Consider the following 16341-nt stretch of genomic DNA (forward strand, 5'->3'; position numbering starts at 1 on the left):
CGCGGCGAAGCCGGTCGAAATCGGCCCCGAAGTCGATGGCCTGCGCGTCATCCGTGCCGGGCTGGCGCCGACCGACCGCGTCGTGATCACCGGATATCAATTCGCACGCCCCGGCACCAAGGCGGTGACCAAGGCCGGCAAGATCGCCGCGGTGGCCCCGCCCAAGGGTGCCGCTGGTGCGACCGAACCGGTGTCGGCGCAGGCGACGTTTGCCAGATAAGTAAATTCGTCATCCCGGCGAAGGCCGGGATCTCCACGGTGCGTTCATCCTCAACGTCGAGATCCCGGCCTGCGCCGGGATGACGCTGGGGCTTGGGGTTCCGACTCCATTGCTTTTTCAGACAGGGGCTTTCCCATGCGCCTATCCCGCTTTTTCATCGACCGGCCGATCTTTGCCGCCGTGCTCGCCGTCATCATCACCATCGTCGGTGCGGTCGCCTATATCGGCCTGCCCGTCTCGCAATATCCTGACATCGTCCCGCCGACGGTGACCGTGACCGCCACCTATCCCGGCGCGTCGGCCGAAACCGTCGCCGAAACCGTCGCGGCGCCGATCGAGCAGGAAATCAACGGCGTCGACAACATGCTCTATATGAGCAGCCAGTCGACCGGCGACGGCGTCGTCACGATCACCGCGACTTTCAAGATCGGCACCGACCTCGATGCCGCGCAGGTGCTGGTGCAGAACCGCGTCGCGATCGCAACCCCGCGCCTGCCCGAAACGGTGCAGCGTCTGGGCGTCGTGACGCGCAAGACGTCGCCCGACTTCCTGCTGATTGTGAACCTTGTCTCCCCCGACAAGTCGCTCGATCGCGCCTATATCTCCAACTATGCGCTGACGCAGTTGCGCGATCGGCTGAGCCGCATCGACGGCGTCGGCGACGTGCGCCTGTTCGGCAGCCGCGACTATGCGATGCGTGTGTGGATCGACCCCGGCCGCGCCGCCGCGCTCGACTTGACCGCGGGCGAGATCGTCGCCGCGCTGCGCCGCGAAAATGTGCAAGTCGCTGCGGGCTCGCTCGGCCAGCCGCCGCATGGCAATGGCAGCAGTTTCCAGCTTAGCGTCGAAACGCAGGGCCGCCTGACCGATCCCAAGGACTTCGCCAATATCGTCATACGCAGCGATGCCGATGGGCGGCAGGTCCGCGTCTCGGACGTCGCGCGCGTCGAGCTTGGCGCTTCCGACTATAACTCGAACACCTATTTGTCGGGCGATCCCACGGTCATCATGGCGACCTTCCAGCGCCCCGGATCGAATGCGCTTGCCGCGGCACAGGCGGTCGAGGCCGAAATGGCGGCGGCATCGAAAAGCTTTCCCAAAGGGCTCGAATATCGCGTCATCTATAACCCCACCGAATTCATCGCCCAGTCGATCGACGCGGTGATGGACACGCTGATCGAAGCCGTCATCCTGGTCGTCATCGTCATTCTGGTTTTCTTGCAGAAATGGCGCGCGGCGATCATTCCGGTGCTGGCGATCCCGGTGTCGCTGATCGGCACCTTCGTGGTGCTCGCCGCGTTCGGCTACAGCCTCAACAATTTGTCGCTGTTCGGGCTGGTGCTGGCGATCGGGATCGTCGTCGACGATGCGATCGTGGTTGTCGAGAATGTCGAACGCAACCTGGAAAAGGGCATGTCCGCGCTCGAAGCGGCGCGCACGTCGATGGACGAAGTATCGGGCGCGCTCGTCGCGATCGTGCTTGTGCTGTGCGCGGTGTTTGTGCCGACCTTGTTCCTGACCGGCCTGTCGGGTGCTTTCTACCAGCAGTTCGCGGTGACGATTTCGACCGCGACGATCATTTCGCTGGTCCTGTCGCTGACCCTGTCGCCGGCGCTGGCCGCCATCCTGCTTCGCGGCCATTCGGCGCCGACCGATGACGGCAAGGCCATGCGATATGTCCGCCGCGCCGGCGACGCGTTCAACCGCGGTTTTGAACGGATGAGCGACGGTTATGCGCGCCTGACCGACCGGCTGGTGCGCGCGCCGAAAAAGATGATGGTCACCTACGCCGGGCTGATCGCGGCGACCGCGGGGCTGTTCTGGGCGACGCCGACCGGCTTTATTCCGGCGCAGGACCAGGGCTATTTCCTTGTCGTTGCCAAGCTGCCCTCGGGGGCTTCGGTCGAACGCACCGATGCGGTGCTGAAAAAGGTCGCGGCGCGCGTGCTGCCGGTCGAGGGCGTTCTCGGCTCGGTGATGCTCGCGGGCTTCGACGGCCCGTCGCAGACGCTCGCTCCCAATTCGGCCGCCGCCTATTTCCCGCTCAAATCCTTCGAGGAGCGGAAGAAGCTTGGCGTGACCTTCGCGGGTATCATGGCCGAGGCGCAAAAGCGGACCGCCGACATCACCGATGCACAGATCGTGATCATCCCGCCGCCGCTGATCCAGGGCATCGGATCGGCGGGCGGTTACCGGATGGTCGTGCAGGATCGCGGCGGCCATGGTTATGCGGCGCTGGCGAACGAGACGAACAACCTGATCGGCAAGGCGAACCAGACCCCCGGCCTCGCCAATGTCTTCACCTTCTTCGACCCGACCAGTCCGCGCGTTTTCGCGGACATCGACCGGGCGAAAGCCAATGCGCTCGGCGTCCCGCCGGAGCGGGTGTTCGAGGCGCTGCAAGTCTATCTCGGTTCGGCGTTCGTCAACGACTTCAACCTGCTCGGCCGCACCTATCGTGTCACCGCGCAGGCCGACGCGCCCTATCGCCAGACCGTCGCCGATATTGCGAATCTTCGCACGCGGTCGGACAGCGGCGCGATGGTGCCGATCGGGTCGGTCGCCAATTTCGAGGACCGGACCGGGCCGTATCGCGTCACGCGCTACAACCTGTTCCCCGCGGTCGAAATCGACGGCGACACGGCGCCGGGTTCATCGTCGGGCGCGTCACTGACGACGATGGAAAAGCTTGGCGCCGAAACACTGCCCGCGGGCTATGGCACCGAATGGACGGGCATCGCCTTCCAGCAAAAGGCGGCGGCCAATACCGCGGGAATCGTCTTCGCGCTCGCGGTGGTCTTCGTCTTCCTCGTGCTGGCGGCGCAATATGAAAGCCTGATGCTGCCATTGGCGATCATCTTCATCGTGCCCATGTGTCTGCTCGCGGCGATGATCGGGGTGAATTTGCGCGGCATGGACAATAATGTGCTGACGCAGATCGGGCTCGTCGTGCTCATCGCGCTTGCCGCGAAGAATGCGATCCTGATCGTCGAATTCGCCAAGCAGGCCGAGGAAGAAGATGGCTTGTCGCCGATCGACGCCGCGGTGCGTGCCGCGCGCGACCGCCTGCGCCCGATCCTAATGACCAGCTTTGCCTTCATCCTCGGCGCGGTGCCGCTGCTCATCGCAAGCGGGGCGGGGGCGGAACTGCGCCAGGCGCTCGGCACCGCGGTCTTCTTCGGCATGCTCGGCGTGACGGCGTTCGGCCTCATCTTCACCCCGACCTTCTACGTCGTCGCGCGTTCGCTCAGCCAGTGGTCGGCCGAGCGGCGGGTGCGGCGCGGGTCGGGCGACCACGGGACGGCGCTGCCGGTTCCGGCGGAATAAGGTGGCAAGCGCATCAGCATCTTTCTGTGTGTCCCCGCGAAGGCGGGGACCCATCTCCGGTGGGTTCAAACGTGCACCGGCAGGAGATGGGCTCCCGCCTTCGCGGGAGCACACAAGCTTCCTTAGCGATAGAATTTCAGGAGAAGGGTCATGATCCTCCGCAATATCCTCACTGCCGCCTCGGCGCTCGCGCTCGCCGCCTGCGCCGTTGGTCCCGACTATAAGGCGCCGCAATCGGCGTCGGCGCCGGTGGCGACCGGGCCGTTCGTCGCGGCGAACAGCCCCGCGGTTTCGTTGGCGCCGGTCGCGGCGGACTGGTGGCGGCTCTACGACGATCCCGTCCTCGACGGGCTCGTTGCCGATGCGCTCGCCAGCAACACCGACGTTCGCGTCGCGGTCGCGAATATCGCCCGTGCCCGTGCGTCGCTGCGCGGCGCGCGCGCCGACCGCCTGCCGCAAGCGCAAATCGGCGCGGGCGCCGACTATGGTCGCAGCCCCGAAGGCCAGCGCCTGCCGGGTTCCGACCGCGACGATTGGGCGGTCGATGTCGGAGTCAATGTCTCTTACGAGGTCGACCTGTTCGGGCGGGTCAGCCGATCGGTCGAAGCCGCGCGCGGCGACGCTGCCGCCGCCGAAGCCAATGCCGACGCGGTGCGCGTGATCGTCGCCGCCGACACGACGCAGGCCTATGCCGATGCCGCGTCAGGCGCAGCGCGGCTGGATGTCGCGCGGCGGATCGTCGGGTTGCTGGACCAGCAGGTCAAGCTGACACAGCGGCGCAAGGAGGTCGGAATGGCGACGGGGCTCGACCTTGCGCGCATCACGACGCTGCGCGACCAGCGTTCGGCCGATATTCCTTCCATCGAAGCTGAACGGCAGGCGGCCTTGTTCCGCCTCGCGACTCTGACCGGTCGTGCGCCCGCCGCGCTCCCTCCCATCGCAGCGGACCGCAACATCAGCCTCGAAATCACCGATCCCATCCCGGTCGGTGATGGGGCGGCGCTGTTGAAGCGTCGTCCCGATATTCGTGCGGCCGAGCGCCGCCTGGCCGCCGACACCGCACGCATCGGCGTCGCGACGGCGGATCTTTACCCGCGCATCACGCTGGGTGGTTCGGTGGGTTCGACCGGATCGGGTTTTGGCGATATATTCGGCGGCGGGCCGCTGCGCTGGTTGCTCGGGCCTTTGCTGAACTGGGCTTTCCCCAATCAGGAACCCGCCCGCGCGCGAATTGCGGCGGCCGAGGCCGATACGCAGGCCTCGCTCGCCGAATTTGACGGCACCGTGCTGCGTGCGCTTGAAGAGACGGAAACTGCGCTGTCGTCCTATGCGCGATCGCTCGAACAGCGCCAGGCACTGCGCGCTGCGCGCGACCAGGCCGAACGCGCCGCGCGGATCGTGCGGGCGAAGCGGCAGGAGGGCGCATCGGACTCGCTCGAATGGCTCGACGCCGAACGCACCTTTGCCGAGGCCGAGGCCGTGCTGGCCGCGCAGGATGGGCAAATTTCACGGCGGCAGGTCGCGCTGTTTCGCGCGCTCGCCGGGGGGTGGTCCAGCTGATCCATACGTCTGCATGATTTGCCAAGTCGCGGATTAACCGGGATAGATGTCGGTCCCGGTTGATCGACGAAGGAAGAAAATCATGCGGAGCCTGCTCGCCGCCTTTGCGTTGCTCGCGGCGGCCCCGGTCGCGGCGGAGCCGGCGCGACCGGCAGAGACCGCGGCGTCGCCCGACGGCCGGATCGTCCTGACGGTTTCGACCGACAACGACGAACGTCCTGTCTGGTCGCTGTCGCGCGGTGGCAAGCCGCTGATCGCGCCGTCGAGTCTCGGCTTCCTGCTCACCGACGGCCCCGCGCTGCAACGCGGTTTCCGAATCGACGGCATCGAGCGTGCGCGCGGCGATGCAACCTGGGAACTGCCATGGGGCGAACGCCGCTTCGTCCGCGACCATCACAACGAACTGCTGGTCCGTTTTCGCCAACATGAAAGCCGCGGCGGGCATGTGATGAACGTCCGCTTTCGCCTGTTCGATGACGGCATCGGCTTTCGATACGAACTGCCCGAACAGCCCGCTATGAAGACGGCCCGGATCGCCGACGAAATGACCGAGTTCGACATTGCTTCGCCCGGCACGGCCTGGTGGATCGCCGGCGGCGAATGGAATCGGTACGAACAGATTTATCAGCGGACGCCGATCGACGGCGTGGCGACCGCGCACACGCCGATCACGATGCGCCTCGACGACGGCACGCATCTGGCGTTCCACGAGGCGGCGCTCGTCGATTATTCGGCGATGTGGCTGAAACGTGCCGACGGCCGCAAGTTTCGCGCAACCTTGTCGCCGTCGTCGCGCGGGCCGCGCGTCGTGCGCGACCTGCCCTTCGCGACGCCCTGGCGCACCATCCGCATTGCCGACGATGCCGCCGGGCTGGTCGAAAGCGATCTCGAGCTGAACCTGAACGAACCGAACAAGCTGGGCGATGTCAGCTGGGTCAAGCCGATGAAATATATCGGCATCTGGTGGGGCATGATCCGTGGGCCGTGGAGTTGGGGCGAGGGGCCGAACCATGGCGCGACGACCGCGCGCGCCAAGCAATATATCGATTTTGCCGCAAAACATGGTTTTGGGGGCGTGTTGGTCGAAGGCTGGAACAGCGGCTGGAACGGCGGACTGTTCAATTTCACCCGGCCCGCGGCGGATTTCGATTTGCAGGGCGTCGCCGACTATGCCCGGAAGAAAGACGTGACCCTGATCGGCCACCACGAAACCAACGGCCATGTCGCCAATTACGAAGCGCAGCTGGCGGATGCGATGCGGCTGTACGGGCGGCTGGGCGTCGGGTCGGTGAAGACCGGCTATGTCGCCGATGCGGGCGGCATCATCGCGCCGGGCGAAGTGCCGGGCACGACGCGGCGCGAATGGCACGACGGCCAGTGGCAGGTCGGCCACCACCAGCGCGTGATCGAAGCCGCCGCAAAATATCGCATCGCGGTCAACGCGCACGAGCCGGTGAAGGACACCGGGCTGCGCCGGACCTGGCCCAACTTCATCACGCGCGAAGGCGCGCGGGGGATGGAATATAACAGCTGGAGCGCCTTTGCGAATGGCGGCCCCGACCATGAACCGACGCTGGTCTATACGCGGATGCTGTCGGGACCGATGGACTATACGCCGGGGGTGCTCAGCCTCGCGGGATCGAACGAGGTGCCGATGGCCTCGACGCTCGCAAAGCAGCTCGGGCTCTACCTCGCCATCTATTCGCCGGTGCAGATGGCGGCCGACCGGATCGAGAATCTGGCGAAGCATCCGCGCGAGCTTGCCTTTATCGGACAGGTGCCGACCGATTGGTCAGACAGCCGGCTGATCGCGGGTGAAGTCGGCGATTATGCGATCTTCGCGCGCAAGGACCGGGCGGGCGGCGACTGGTATGTCGGTGGGGTCAACGACGGCACCGCGCGGACGGTCGCCCTGTCGTTCGACTTCCTCGACGCGGGCAAGACCTACACTGCGACGATCTTTCAGGATGGTGACGGCGCGACCTACCGGACCGATGCCCGGCACCGGATCGCCTATCGGACGATCAGGGTAAAAAGAGGCGACAGCTACAAAGTTTGGCTGGCGCCGGGCGGCGGCGCGGCGATGCGCCTTCATCCGCAGGACTGAAGCGTCAGACGATGTCGCTCGCCGCGCCGCCGGGCGACCAGAGATGCGCGGCTAGCCGGTGGAGCGCGCGCGACAGGGTGCGGCGGTCGATCGTCCCGCCCAGCGATATGCGCAGCGCGTTGGGTGCGCCGGGCGACACCGCGAAGCGATGCGAAGCAACCGCCGACAGCCCGTCGAGCGCGAGCGTGGCGGCGAGCGTGTCGGGATTGCGGTCTTCGACGAGCGGCAGCCAGAGATGATAGCCCTGCGGATGCGCGGCGTGTCGCGCCTCACCCAATACGGTGCGCGCCAGTTTCTGCCGCCACGCCGCTTCCTTGCGCACGGCGCCGACCAGCGTGTCGAAGCGTCCGTCGGCGAGCCATAGCGACAGCATCGCGGCGTTCAGCGGCGGCGCCATCACCGTGCTTTCATGCTGGAACGAGGCCAGTTGCATCGCCGCAGCGACGTCCGGCGCGCGGACAAAGGCGACGCGCAGCGCGGGCGAGATGATTTTCGCCATGCTCGCCACATACCAGCCGATCTCGGGCGCAAAGCTGGTGATCGCAGGGATCGGCGCATCGGGAAGCAGGCCATAGGCGTCGTCCTCGATGATCTGGACCCCGGCGCCGCGCGCCCATTCGGCGATGGCCTTTCGCTCGGCCAGCGCGACGGTCGCGGCGGTCGGATTGTCGTTGGTGGGGACGACATAGAGGGCGCGCAGCGGCGCATCGGCATGGGCCGCCTCCAGGGCGGCGGCGGTCATTGCGGCGACCGGCACCAGCACGACGCCGATGCGCCGCGCGACCGCGCGAAAGCCCGGATAGATGTGGAGTCCGCACGCGACCCGGTCGCCCGGTTTGAGCATCGCCGACGCGATGGCGTGCAGTCCGTTCTGCGCCCCCGCGCTGACGATGACCTGTTCGGCATCGCAGGCAAGGCCGGTGCGCGCGAGCAGCGCTGCGCCGGTTTCGCGATCGGCCGCGCTCCCGCCCGGCCGCTGGTAGTGGAGCCGGGCGAGGCCGTCGATACCCGACAATGTCGCGAGCGCGGAGGTCATCGCCTCGACAAGCCCGCTCTCTGCCGCGATCGGCGGGCTGTTCATCGCGATATCGCTCTGCGCGGCGGTCGCGACCTCGCCGCTTCGCGCGTCGTCGCGGATGAAGCTGCCCGCACGGCCGCGCGCGACGATCAGGCCGCGCTGCCGCGCGAGGTCATAAGCCTTGGTGACGGTGGTAAGGTCGATGCCGAGCCGCGCAGCAAGATCGCGCTGCGGCGGCAGGCGGTCGCCGTGCCGCAGCTCGCCGCCCGCCACCGCCGCCGAGATCGCGGCGGTCACCGCCTTATATTTGGGACCGGCGGCGCCCGCGATATCGGGCGCCCAGGCGTCACCTGCCACGCGGTTCGTCCGCTTCGTGCCTTTCGCGTGCATTGAGTTTCGCCCACAGATGCTCGGTGCCCGATTCCTGCGCCTTGTTCACATATTGCGAGGCGACCAGCCAGCCCTTGATCGGCCGCAGCGGCAGCACGCAGCCGATGACCATGATCGGGATCGAGAAGACAAGATGGACCCAGAGCGGCGGATTATAGGCGATCTGCAACCAGACGACCACGAAAGTGAGCGGAAAAGCGACGATACATTGCGAGAAAAAGGCGGGGCCGTCGTCGGGCGCCGCAAAGCTGAAGTCGAGTCCGCAATTCTCGCAGCGATCGGCCAGCTTCAGCCACGACCGGAACATCGAGCCTTGGCCGCATTCGGGGCATTTCCCATGCCAGCCCGCGGACGCAATCCAGCGCAACTTTTCATTGCCGACCTCGCCGCGTCTCATTTCTGCCTCCAGCTTGTCAAAAATACCATACAAAAACATATGGTAGCTGAGGGAGCGAAAAGGAATTGGCAGAAAAATCGTTATAAAATATAAAACTAGGAGAGCTTCTGTCTGATTGCATGTAGTAAGTGGCAAAAATAGTCATACATAATTTACTGAATTGCCATGGATGTGCAGGGTGTCCGCCGTCTTTGAGGCATTGCGGCGAAGCCCCGCAAATCCGTCATCGTTTACGCCGCTTTTACCAGTTCCGGTGCATGACAGGCCCCGATGTTTGCGACTGGGGATAAATGATGGACAGTATGCGCGGACAGCTTTCGGGCAGCCACGACCAGGACGACGGGGCGATCGATGCGCCCGCGGTCGTCGGAGTCGACGAACGGCGGATGCAGGTGCGTGCCTATAATTATTGGGCGTCCTTGCTGGCCGATCGCGCTTATCCCTCGGTCGAGGATCTCGACCTCGACAGCGCCGATTTCGGATCGCATTCGGTTTTGCTCGATTTCACTGCGGGGGTCGAAAATCCCGGACTCGCCTTCCTCGGCGACCGATTGCGCGAAGAATCGCAGATCGACGAAGATGTCCATTATATCAGCCAAATTCCCGGCCGTTCGCTGCTGTCGCGGCTGACCGATCATTATCTCCAGATCATCGCAAACCGCGCGCCGATCGGCTTCGAGGCCGAGTTTGTCAACGATCGCGGCGTGACGATCATGTATCGCGGTATCCTGCTGCCCTTTTCGTCGGACGACGACACGATCGATTTCATCATGGGGGTGATCAACTGGAAAGAAGCGGTGCCCGCCAACGAGGCCGAGGAACTGCAACTTTCGGTCGAGCAGGCGCTGCGCAGCGCCGCGCCGCTGACGGCGCCGGTCCCGGTTTGGGCCGACGGCCCCGATTCGGGGCATTTCGACGATGACTTCGACGATGACGCCGTTCCCGGATTTACGGCGCTGGACGATGTCCGAGACGCGGATGCCGCCGGTCCGGGGCTAAGCGAACCGGATACGGCCGAACCCGACGACGACGCCGAGCTCGCCGACTGGCTGGCACTGGCGCGCGAAACCGCCGAACGCGCGATCGCCGCCGACAGCCGGAGTCGCGGCGCGCTGTATCAGGCGGTTGGCAAGGCGTGGGATTTCGTTCTCGCTGCCGAACAGCAGCCGGACGCCTTTGCCGCCTTGCTCGACGATGCCGGGCTGACGGTGCAGGACCGTGCGCCGATGACGCCGGTCGTGAAGCTGATTTTCGGCGCCGCCTATGACAAGACGCGGCTGGCCGAATATGCCTGCGTGCTGGGCCATGCAAAGGAACAGGGCGTTGGCCGCGGCGAACTCGCTGCCTATCTCGATCGCTATCCCGGCGGGCTCAAGGGGCTGGTCAAGGACGCACGGGCGCGGCGCAAGCCCGCCGCCGACCGCCAAGACCGCACCGACGAAAAGCTGGAGGCGCTGCGCCGCGCGCACCCCGCGCTGATCCTGGAACATGATGCGGGCGATGCCGAATTTGTGGTGCTGATCGCGCGCGCGATGCCCGGCGGGCATATCGGGATCGTCGCCAAGGCGGCCGACGATCCGGCGCTGGTCGCAAAGCTTGCAAAGAAGGCGGTCGCGATAACCGCTGGCGTGTGAGGGGCGGTTGAGAGCGTTCACGCAACAGACAAACCAAAAATTGAAATAATTTTACGCGAGAGGCCGAACGAGGCCTTGAGCCGCGCGCGCGGCAGGCGCATAGGGATGGCAGCGAACGGGCCCCCGCCGATCGTCGGCTGGGTCCCCCTTTTCTTGGTTCGGGATGCTGCACCTTATGCCTCAGAATTTGTCCGACACGCCGGAAACGGACACCACCGCCTCCACCGCCAAACTTCCCCCCCAAATCGCCGCCGCCTATCTGGCCGCCCTGCGGGGCAGCGCGCTGCCCGGCGAGGGTGACGATATGGATAAGGTGGCGCTGGCCGACGCGAGTCAGTTCGTCGGGCGCGCCGCGCTCGAACGCGGCGCCGACACGCCGTCGCTGCTACTCGAACCGATCGCCGCCGACGGCACCGACCGCCGGATGCGGCTGGTCATCATCAACGACGATATGCCCTTCCTCGTCGATTCGACGTCGCAGGTGGTCGCGTCGCAGGGGCTGGCGGTGCACCGCATCCTGCACCCCGTCGTCGCCGTGAAGCGCGACGCAAAGGGGCATTTGCAGGAAGCCGGCGAAGGCGGAACCCGCGAATCGGTCATCTATATGGAGCTGGAGCGCGGCGACGCGCGCGCGCGGCGGCGGTTGCTCGACGCGGTCGAGGGTGCGCTGCGCGACGTCCGCGCCGCGGTGCGCGACTGGCGGGCGATGCGCGCCGCGATGCTGGCCGATGCAGCCATGCGCGCCGAAGGCGAGGCGGCCGAACTGCTCCGCTGGTTCGAGGGCGGGTCGATGACCCAGCTCGGCCATGAATGGCGGACCCGCAACGGCCAGGTTCACGATCCGCTGGGGATCAGCGAAAGCGCCGACGGCCAGCTACTGTCGCCCGCTGCGCTCGATGCCGCCTTCGCATGGTTCGACGCCCAGGTGAAAGACGGGGGCAGCCCCGCGCCGCTGCTGATCAAGTCGAACCGGCTGTCGGCGGTGCATCGCCGCGTGCTGCTCGACCTGGTCATTGTCCCCGAACTCAAGGGCAAGAAGGTCGAGCGCCTGTCGATTCATGCCGGTCTGTGGACCAGTGCAGCGTTGTCGGCGCGCCCCGACAAAGTGCCGGTGCTGCGCGCGCAGCTCGAGGCGCTGATGGCGAAGTTCGGGTTCGACCCGACCGGACATGCCGGCAAGGCGCTGGCCCATGCGCTCACCGCCCTGCCGCACGACTTGTTGATCGCGTTCGATGCGGGCTCGCTCGAAGAGCTGGTGCTGACCTCGATGTCCATCACCGACCGGCCGCGGCCGAAACTGGTGACGGTGCGCAGCGCGCTGGGCCGTCACCTGTTCGTCTTTGTCTGGTTGCCGCGCGACGAAGTGTCGACCGGCCGCCGCCTCGCGGTGGAAACGATGCTCGTTCGCGAAGCGAAGGCGGGCGTGATCGGCTGGACGATGGTGCTCGAAGATGGCGGCGCGGCGCTTTTGCGCTATACGCTCGACCTGCGCAGCGGCGGGGTCGTCCCCGACACCGATGCGCTCAACGCGCAGCTCGAACAGATGGTGCGCGGGTGGCAGCCCGAGGTCGAAGCGGCGCTGGCAAAGCGCGGCGAGCCCGGCCGTGCCGCGGCGCTCGCGGCGCGTTTCGCGCCGACCTTTCCGCCCAATTACCGCAATCTTTACAATCCTGAAGAAGCGGCGCGCGACATATTGCGGCTGCGCGACCTCGATGCCGAAAACCCGCGCAGCGTGCGCCTCGCGAAAAAGAGCCTCGACGGCGACGACCGGCTGCGGCTCAAAGTCTATAGCGCGGCCGGGCCGCTCGCGCTGTCCGACGTCGTCCCGGCACTCGAACATTTCGGTTTCGAGGTGCTGGAGGAGATCCCGACCGCGCTGCATGGCCGCGCCGCAGGGGCCGATGGCGACGACGACCTGCCGATCGTGATTCATGACTTCACGCTGCGCTTGCCCGCGAATGTCGATGAATTTGCGCTGCTCCCCTATGCCGAGGTGCTCGAAGGCGCGATTGCGGCGGTGCTCGACGGCCGCGCCGAAAATGACGCGTTCAACGAATTGGTGCTGACCAACCAGACCGACCCGCGCGCGATCGTCTGGCTGCGCGCCTGGTTCCGCTACCTGCGTCAGGGCGGCTCTGCCTATGGCATGGATACGGTCGTCAGCGCGCTGCGCCACGCACCGACGCTGACTGCCGCGTTGATCGAACGATTCCGCGCGCTCCACGATCCAAAGGCGCGCGACGCGAAGCGGGCCGAGGCGCTCGAAGCCGACATCATGGCGGGTTTCGCCGACATCAAGTCGATCGACGAGGACCGCATCCTGCGCCTGTTCCATGCGGTGGTCGGCGCGACGCTGCGCACCAATGCCTTCGCGCCCGCCGCGCAAGAGGCGCTGGCGTTCAAGATCGACAGCGCCCAGGTCCCCGGCTTGCCCAAGCCGCTGCCGTGGCGCGAGGTATGGGTCTATTCGCCGCGGGTCGAAGGCATTCACCTGCGCGCCGGTCCGGTGGCGCGTGGGGGCCTGCGCTGGTCCGACCGCCGCGACGACTTCCGCACCGAGATCCTGGGCCTGATGAAAGCGCAGCGCGTCAAGAACGCCGTCATCGTGCCGACCGGCGCGAAGGGTGGCTTTTATCCCAAGGCTTTGCCCGATGCGGCGACTGACCGCGACGCTTGGTTCGCCGAGGGGACGGAATGCTACCGCATTTTCATCCGATCGCTCTTGTCGATCACCGACAACCTCGTCGGCGGCAAGGTCGTGCATCCCAAGGGCGTCGTGATCCACGACGGCGACGATCCTTACTTTGTCGTCGCTGCCGACAAGGGCACTGCGACCTTCTCTGACGTTGCCAATGGTCTTGCGATGGAACGCGACTTCTGGCTGGGCGACGCGTTCGCCAGCGGCGGGTCGAAGGGCTATGACCACAAGGCGATGGGCATCACCGCCAAGGGCGCGTGGCTGTCGGTCCAGCGCCACTTCGCCGAAATGGGCGTCGATGTGCAGACCGACACGATCCGCGTCGTCGGGTGCGGCGACATGTCGGGCGACGTGTTCGGCAACGGGATGCTGCTGTCAAAGGCGATCCAGCTGACCGCAGCGTTCGACCATCGCCACATCTTCCTCGATCCCGATCCCGATCCGGCGAAAAGCTGGAAGGAACGCGAACGGATGTTCAATCTGCCGCGATCGAGCTGGGCCGATTATAACGCCAAGCTGATCTCGAAGGGCGGCGGCATTTTCCCGCGCAGCCAGAAGAGCATCCCGCTCTCCCCCGAAGTGCAGGCGCTGCTCGGCCTGTCGGTGTCCGAAATCGACCCCGGCTCGCTGATCTCGGCGATCCTGAAGGCGCCTGTCGACCTGCTTTGGTTCGGCGGCATCGGCACTTATGTGAAGGCGGCAGCTCAAAATAATGCCGAAGTCGGCGATCCCGCCAACGACGCGCTGCGCGTCGATGCCGAGGATCTGCGCGTCAAGGCGGTCGGTGAGGGCGCGAACCTTGGCACCACGCAGGCGGCGCGCATTGCTTTTTCGGCGAAGGGCGGGCGGATCAACACCGACTTCATCGACAATAGCGCGGGCGTCGATTGTTCGGATAATGAGGTCAATATCAAGATCGCGCTGAACCGCGAGATGGCCGAAGGACGGCTTTCCCAAGAAGACCGCGATGCGCTGCTCGTGCGCATGACCGACAATGTGTCGGCCCTGGTGCTCGAGGATAACCGGCTCCAGGCGCTGGCGCTGTCGATCGCCGAAAAGGGCGGATCGGCGGCGGTGCCATCGCTGGTGCGGATCATGGAAACGTTCGAGGCGTCGGGCCGGCTCGACCGCAAGGTCGAAGGGCTCGCCGCGAACGACGAGCTGCTCCGCCGCGCCGCCGAAGGACGCGGGCTGACGCGTCCCGAACTCGCTGTGCTGCTGTCGACCGCGAAGCTGGCGTTGCAGGACGCGATCGAGCATAGCGACCTGCCGAACGACCCGGCACTAGCGAGCGACCTTGCCGCGGCCTTCCCCGACGAGATGCAGCGCGATTTTGCAGGGGCGATCGCCGACCACCAGCTGCGCCGCGAAATCATCGCCACGAAGATCGCGAACCGCATCATCAACCGCATGGGCATCGTCCATCCCTTCGAGCTGGTCGAAGAGGAAGGCTGTGCGCTGGGCGACATTGCGGCGGCTTTTGTCGCTGTCGAACGGTTGCTCGACATGCCGGCGATCTGGGATGCGCTCGACGCGGCGAAGATCGACGAGGGCGTCCGCCTGTCGCTCTTTGCGCAGGCGGCATCGGCGATGACGTCGCAAATGGCCGACCTGCTTCGCGTCACGCAAACGCTGGCGCAGCCGGGGCCGGTCGTCGCGCGGCTCGAACCCGGGGTCGACCGTCTGACCGCGGGAGTCGATGCGCTGCTCAGCCCGTCGGTGAAGCGCCAGTGGGACATGCTGGCAGAGCAGTTGCAGGGCGCGGGCGCTCCCGAGGCGCTGACCGCCGCGGTCGTGCGCCTGTTCAAGACCGACGGCGCGATCGGCATCGTCGACCTGGCCGAACGGCGCGGCGATGACGAGGTCGCGGTGACCCATGCATTCACCCATCTGGGCGAGGCACTGGGGCTCGACTGGGCCCAGACGCTGGCGGCGCATATGAGCCCGGCCGACCCGTGGGAACGCCTGCTGGTGAACAGCCTGGCGCGCGATTTCCAGCAAATGCGGCTCGGCTTCCTGGCCGGACTGCCAAAGGGCGACCTCGACGCGGCGGTGACCAAATGGCTGGCCGATCATGCGCCGCGCGTCGAACAGTTCCGCGCGACGGTCGACCGGGCGCGGATGATCCCGAACCCGAACGGAGCGATGCTGTCGCACATCGCGGGGCAGGCACGCGGATTGCTGGGGCGGTAAACCGCAAACCCCTCCCCGGACGGGGAGGGGCTTGAGAAAGTTCAAATCGTGCCCTTCCAACCCCGTGTCGCGATCCTCGTGCCCGCACCCGACTATGAAGAGAAATGGCAGCCTGCCTTTGCGCGCAAGGCGGCGGCGCTGACCGCGGCCGGGCTGATCGTCGAGCAAAGGATATGGACCAACCCCGGCGACCTGTCGGGTCACGACCTTGTGCTACCGCTGTTCGCCTGGGGCTATCAGCGCGACGTTGCGGCCTGGTACACGCTGCTGGATCGGATGGAGGCAGAGGGGCTGCCCGTCGTCAATCCGGTGCCGGTTTTGCGCTGGAACAGTGACAAGGCCTATCTTGCCGACCTGGGCGCAAAGGGCGTCGCGGTGGTGCCGACGGTCGAGGTCATGGCGCTCGATAACGCCAGCCTTGCCGCAGCGATGGCGGCTCTTGCCACCGATGAAGCGGTCATCAAGCCCGCCATTTCGGGCGGCGCCGACGGGACGCACCGCATCGCGGCCGGTGCGGCGATCCCTGCCGATGCCTTGGGCCAGCGCCGTCTCGTCCAGCCGCTGATGCCCGGCATCCTGGCTGACGGGGAGTATTCGCTCTTCTTCTTCGCGGCCCGGTTCAGCCACGCCATCGTCAAGCGCCCCGCGTCGGGAGATTTTCGCGTGCAGGAGCAATTTGGCGGCCGCGAGGCGCTGTGGGAAGCCAGCGCGGCCGCGCGCGAACTGGCCGCCGCAGCGCTCGCCGCCGCGCCCGCGCCGCCGGTCTATGCCCGCGTCGACATGGTGGGCGATGCGGC

At 66.3% G+C, this 16341-nt stretch carries 8 protein-coding genes and 1 pseudogene; 7 read left to right on the forward strand and 2 right to left on the reverse strand.

Going from position 1 to position 16341, the window contains the following annotated elements; translation table 11 throughout:
* The 4 genes and pseudogenes from A3E77_RS11000 to A3E77_RS11015 form a co-directional block, all read left to right on the forward strand.
* Positions 1-220, forward strand: a pseudogene (locus A3E77_RS11000) (efflux RND transporter periplasmic adaptor subunit); the annotation flags it as partial.
* Between the two features lie 135 nt (positions 221-355).
* On the forward strand, positions 356-3547 hold the full coding sequence (locus tag A3E77_RS11005; protein WP_293645821.1) for an efflux RND transporter permease subunit: 3192 nt from the start codon (positions 356-358) through the stop codon (positions 3545-3547).
* Between the two features lie 150 nt (positions 3548-3697).
* The gene (locus A3E77_RS11010) at positions 3698-5107 is read left to right on the forward strand and encodes an efflux transporter outer membrane subunit (protein ID WP_293645823.1); all 1410 of its coding nucleotides are present in this window, start codon (positions 3698-3700) and stop codon (positions 5105-5107) included.
* An 82-nt stretch (positions 5108-5189) separates the two neighbouring features.
* Positions 5190-7214: a glycoside hydrolase family 97 protein gene (locus A3E77_RS11015; RefSeq protein WP_293645825.1), complete on the forward strand. Its 2025-nt coding sequence runs from the start codon at positions 5190-5192 to the stop codon at positions 7212-7214.
* A 4-nt stretch (positions 7215-7218) separates the two neighbouring features.
* Here A3E77_RS11015 and A3E77_RS11020 read toward each other — a convergent pair whose 3' ends face one another.
* Positions 7219-8589 carry an aminotransferase-like domain-containing protein gene (locus A3E77_RS11020; protein WP_293645827.1) on the reverse strand — a complete coding sequence of 457 codons (1371 nt, stop codon included), beginning with the start codon at positions 8587-8589 and terminating at the stop codon, positions 7219-7221.
* Positions 8579-9019, reverse strand: coding sequence for a DUF983 domain-containing protein (locus tag A3E77_RS11025; RefSeq protein WP_293645829.1), 441 nt, complete (start codon positions 9017-9019; stop codon positions 8579-8581). Before A3E77_RS11025 ends, A3E77_RS11020 begins: the two co-directional genes overlap by 11 nt.
* Positions 9020-9312: 293 nt before the next feature.
* Here A3E77_RS11025 and A3E77_RS11030 point away from each other — a divergent pair, with 293 nt between their 5' ends.
* The 3 genes from A3E77_RS11030 to A3E77_RS11040 form a co-directional block, all read left to right on the forward strand.
* Positions 9313-10653, forward strand: coding sequence for a PAS domain-containing protein (locus A3E77_RS11030; protein WP_293645831.1), 1341 nt, complete (start codon positions 9313-9315; stop codon positions 10651-10653).
* Between the two features lie 175 nt (positions 10654-10828).
* Positions 10829-15544, forward strand: coding sequence for an NAD-glutamate dehydrogenase (locus A3E77_RS11035; protein ID WP_293645833.1), 4716 nt, complete (start codon positions 10829-10831; stop codon positions 15542-15544).
* A 48-nt stretch (positions 15545-15592) separates the two neighbouring features.
* A partial coding sequence (locus tag A3E77_RS11040) for an ATP-grasp domain-containing protein (protein WP_293645835.1) occupies positions 15593-16341 on the forward strand: 749 nt, incomplete at its 3' end.

The sequence above is a fragment of the Sphingopyxis sp. RIFCSPHIGHO2_12_FULL_65_19 genome (assembly GCF_001830555.1).
Classification (GTDB): domain Bacteria; phylum Pseudomonadota; class Alphaproteobacteria; order Sphingomonadales; family Sphingomonadaceae; genus Sphingopyxis.

What these genes read in the sequence shown, in the direction of transcription:
- A3E77_RS11010 (WP_293645823.1), top strand. Translation starts at nt 3,698, where the DNA reads ATGATCCTCCGCAATATCCTCACTGCCGCCTCGGCGCTCGCGCTCGCC.
- A3E77_RS11025 (WP_293645829.1), bottom strand. Translation starts at nt 9,019, where the DNA reads ATGAGACGCGGCGAGGTCGGCAATGAAAAGTTGCGCTGGATTGCGTCC.
- A3E77_RS11005 (WP_293645821.1), top strand. Translation starts at nt 356, where the DNA reads ATGCGCCTATCCCGCTTTTTCATCGACCGGCCGATCTTTGCCGCCGTG.
- A3E77_RS11030 (WP_293645831.1), top strand. Translation starts at nt 9,313, where the DNA reads ATGGACAGTATGCGCGGACAGCTTTCGGGCAGCCACGACCAGGACGAC.
- A3E77_RS11035 (WP_293645833.1), top strand. Translation starts at nt 10,829, where the DNA reads ATGCCTCAGAATTTGTCCGACACGCCGGAAACGGACACCACCGCCTCC.
- A3E77_RS11015 (WP_293645825.1), top strand. Translation starts at nt 5,190, where the DNA reads ATGCGGAGCCTGCTCGCCGCCTTTGCGTTGCTCGCGGCGGCCCCGGTC.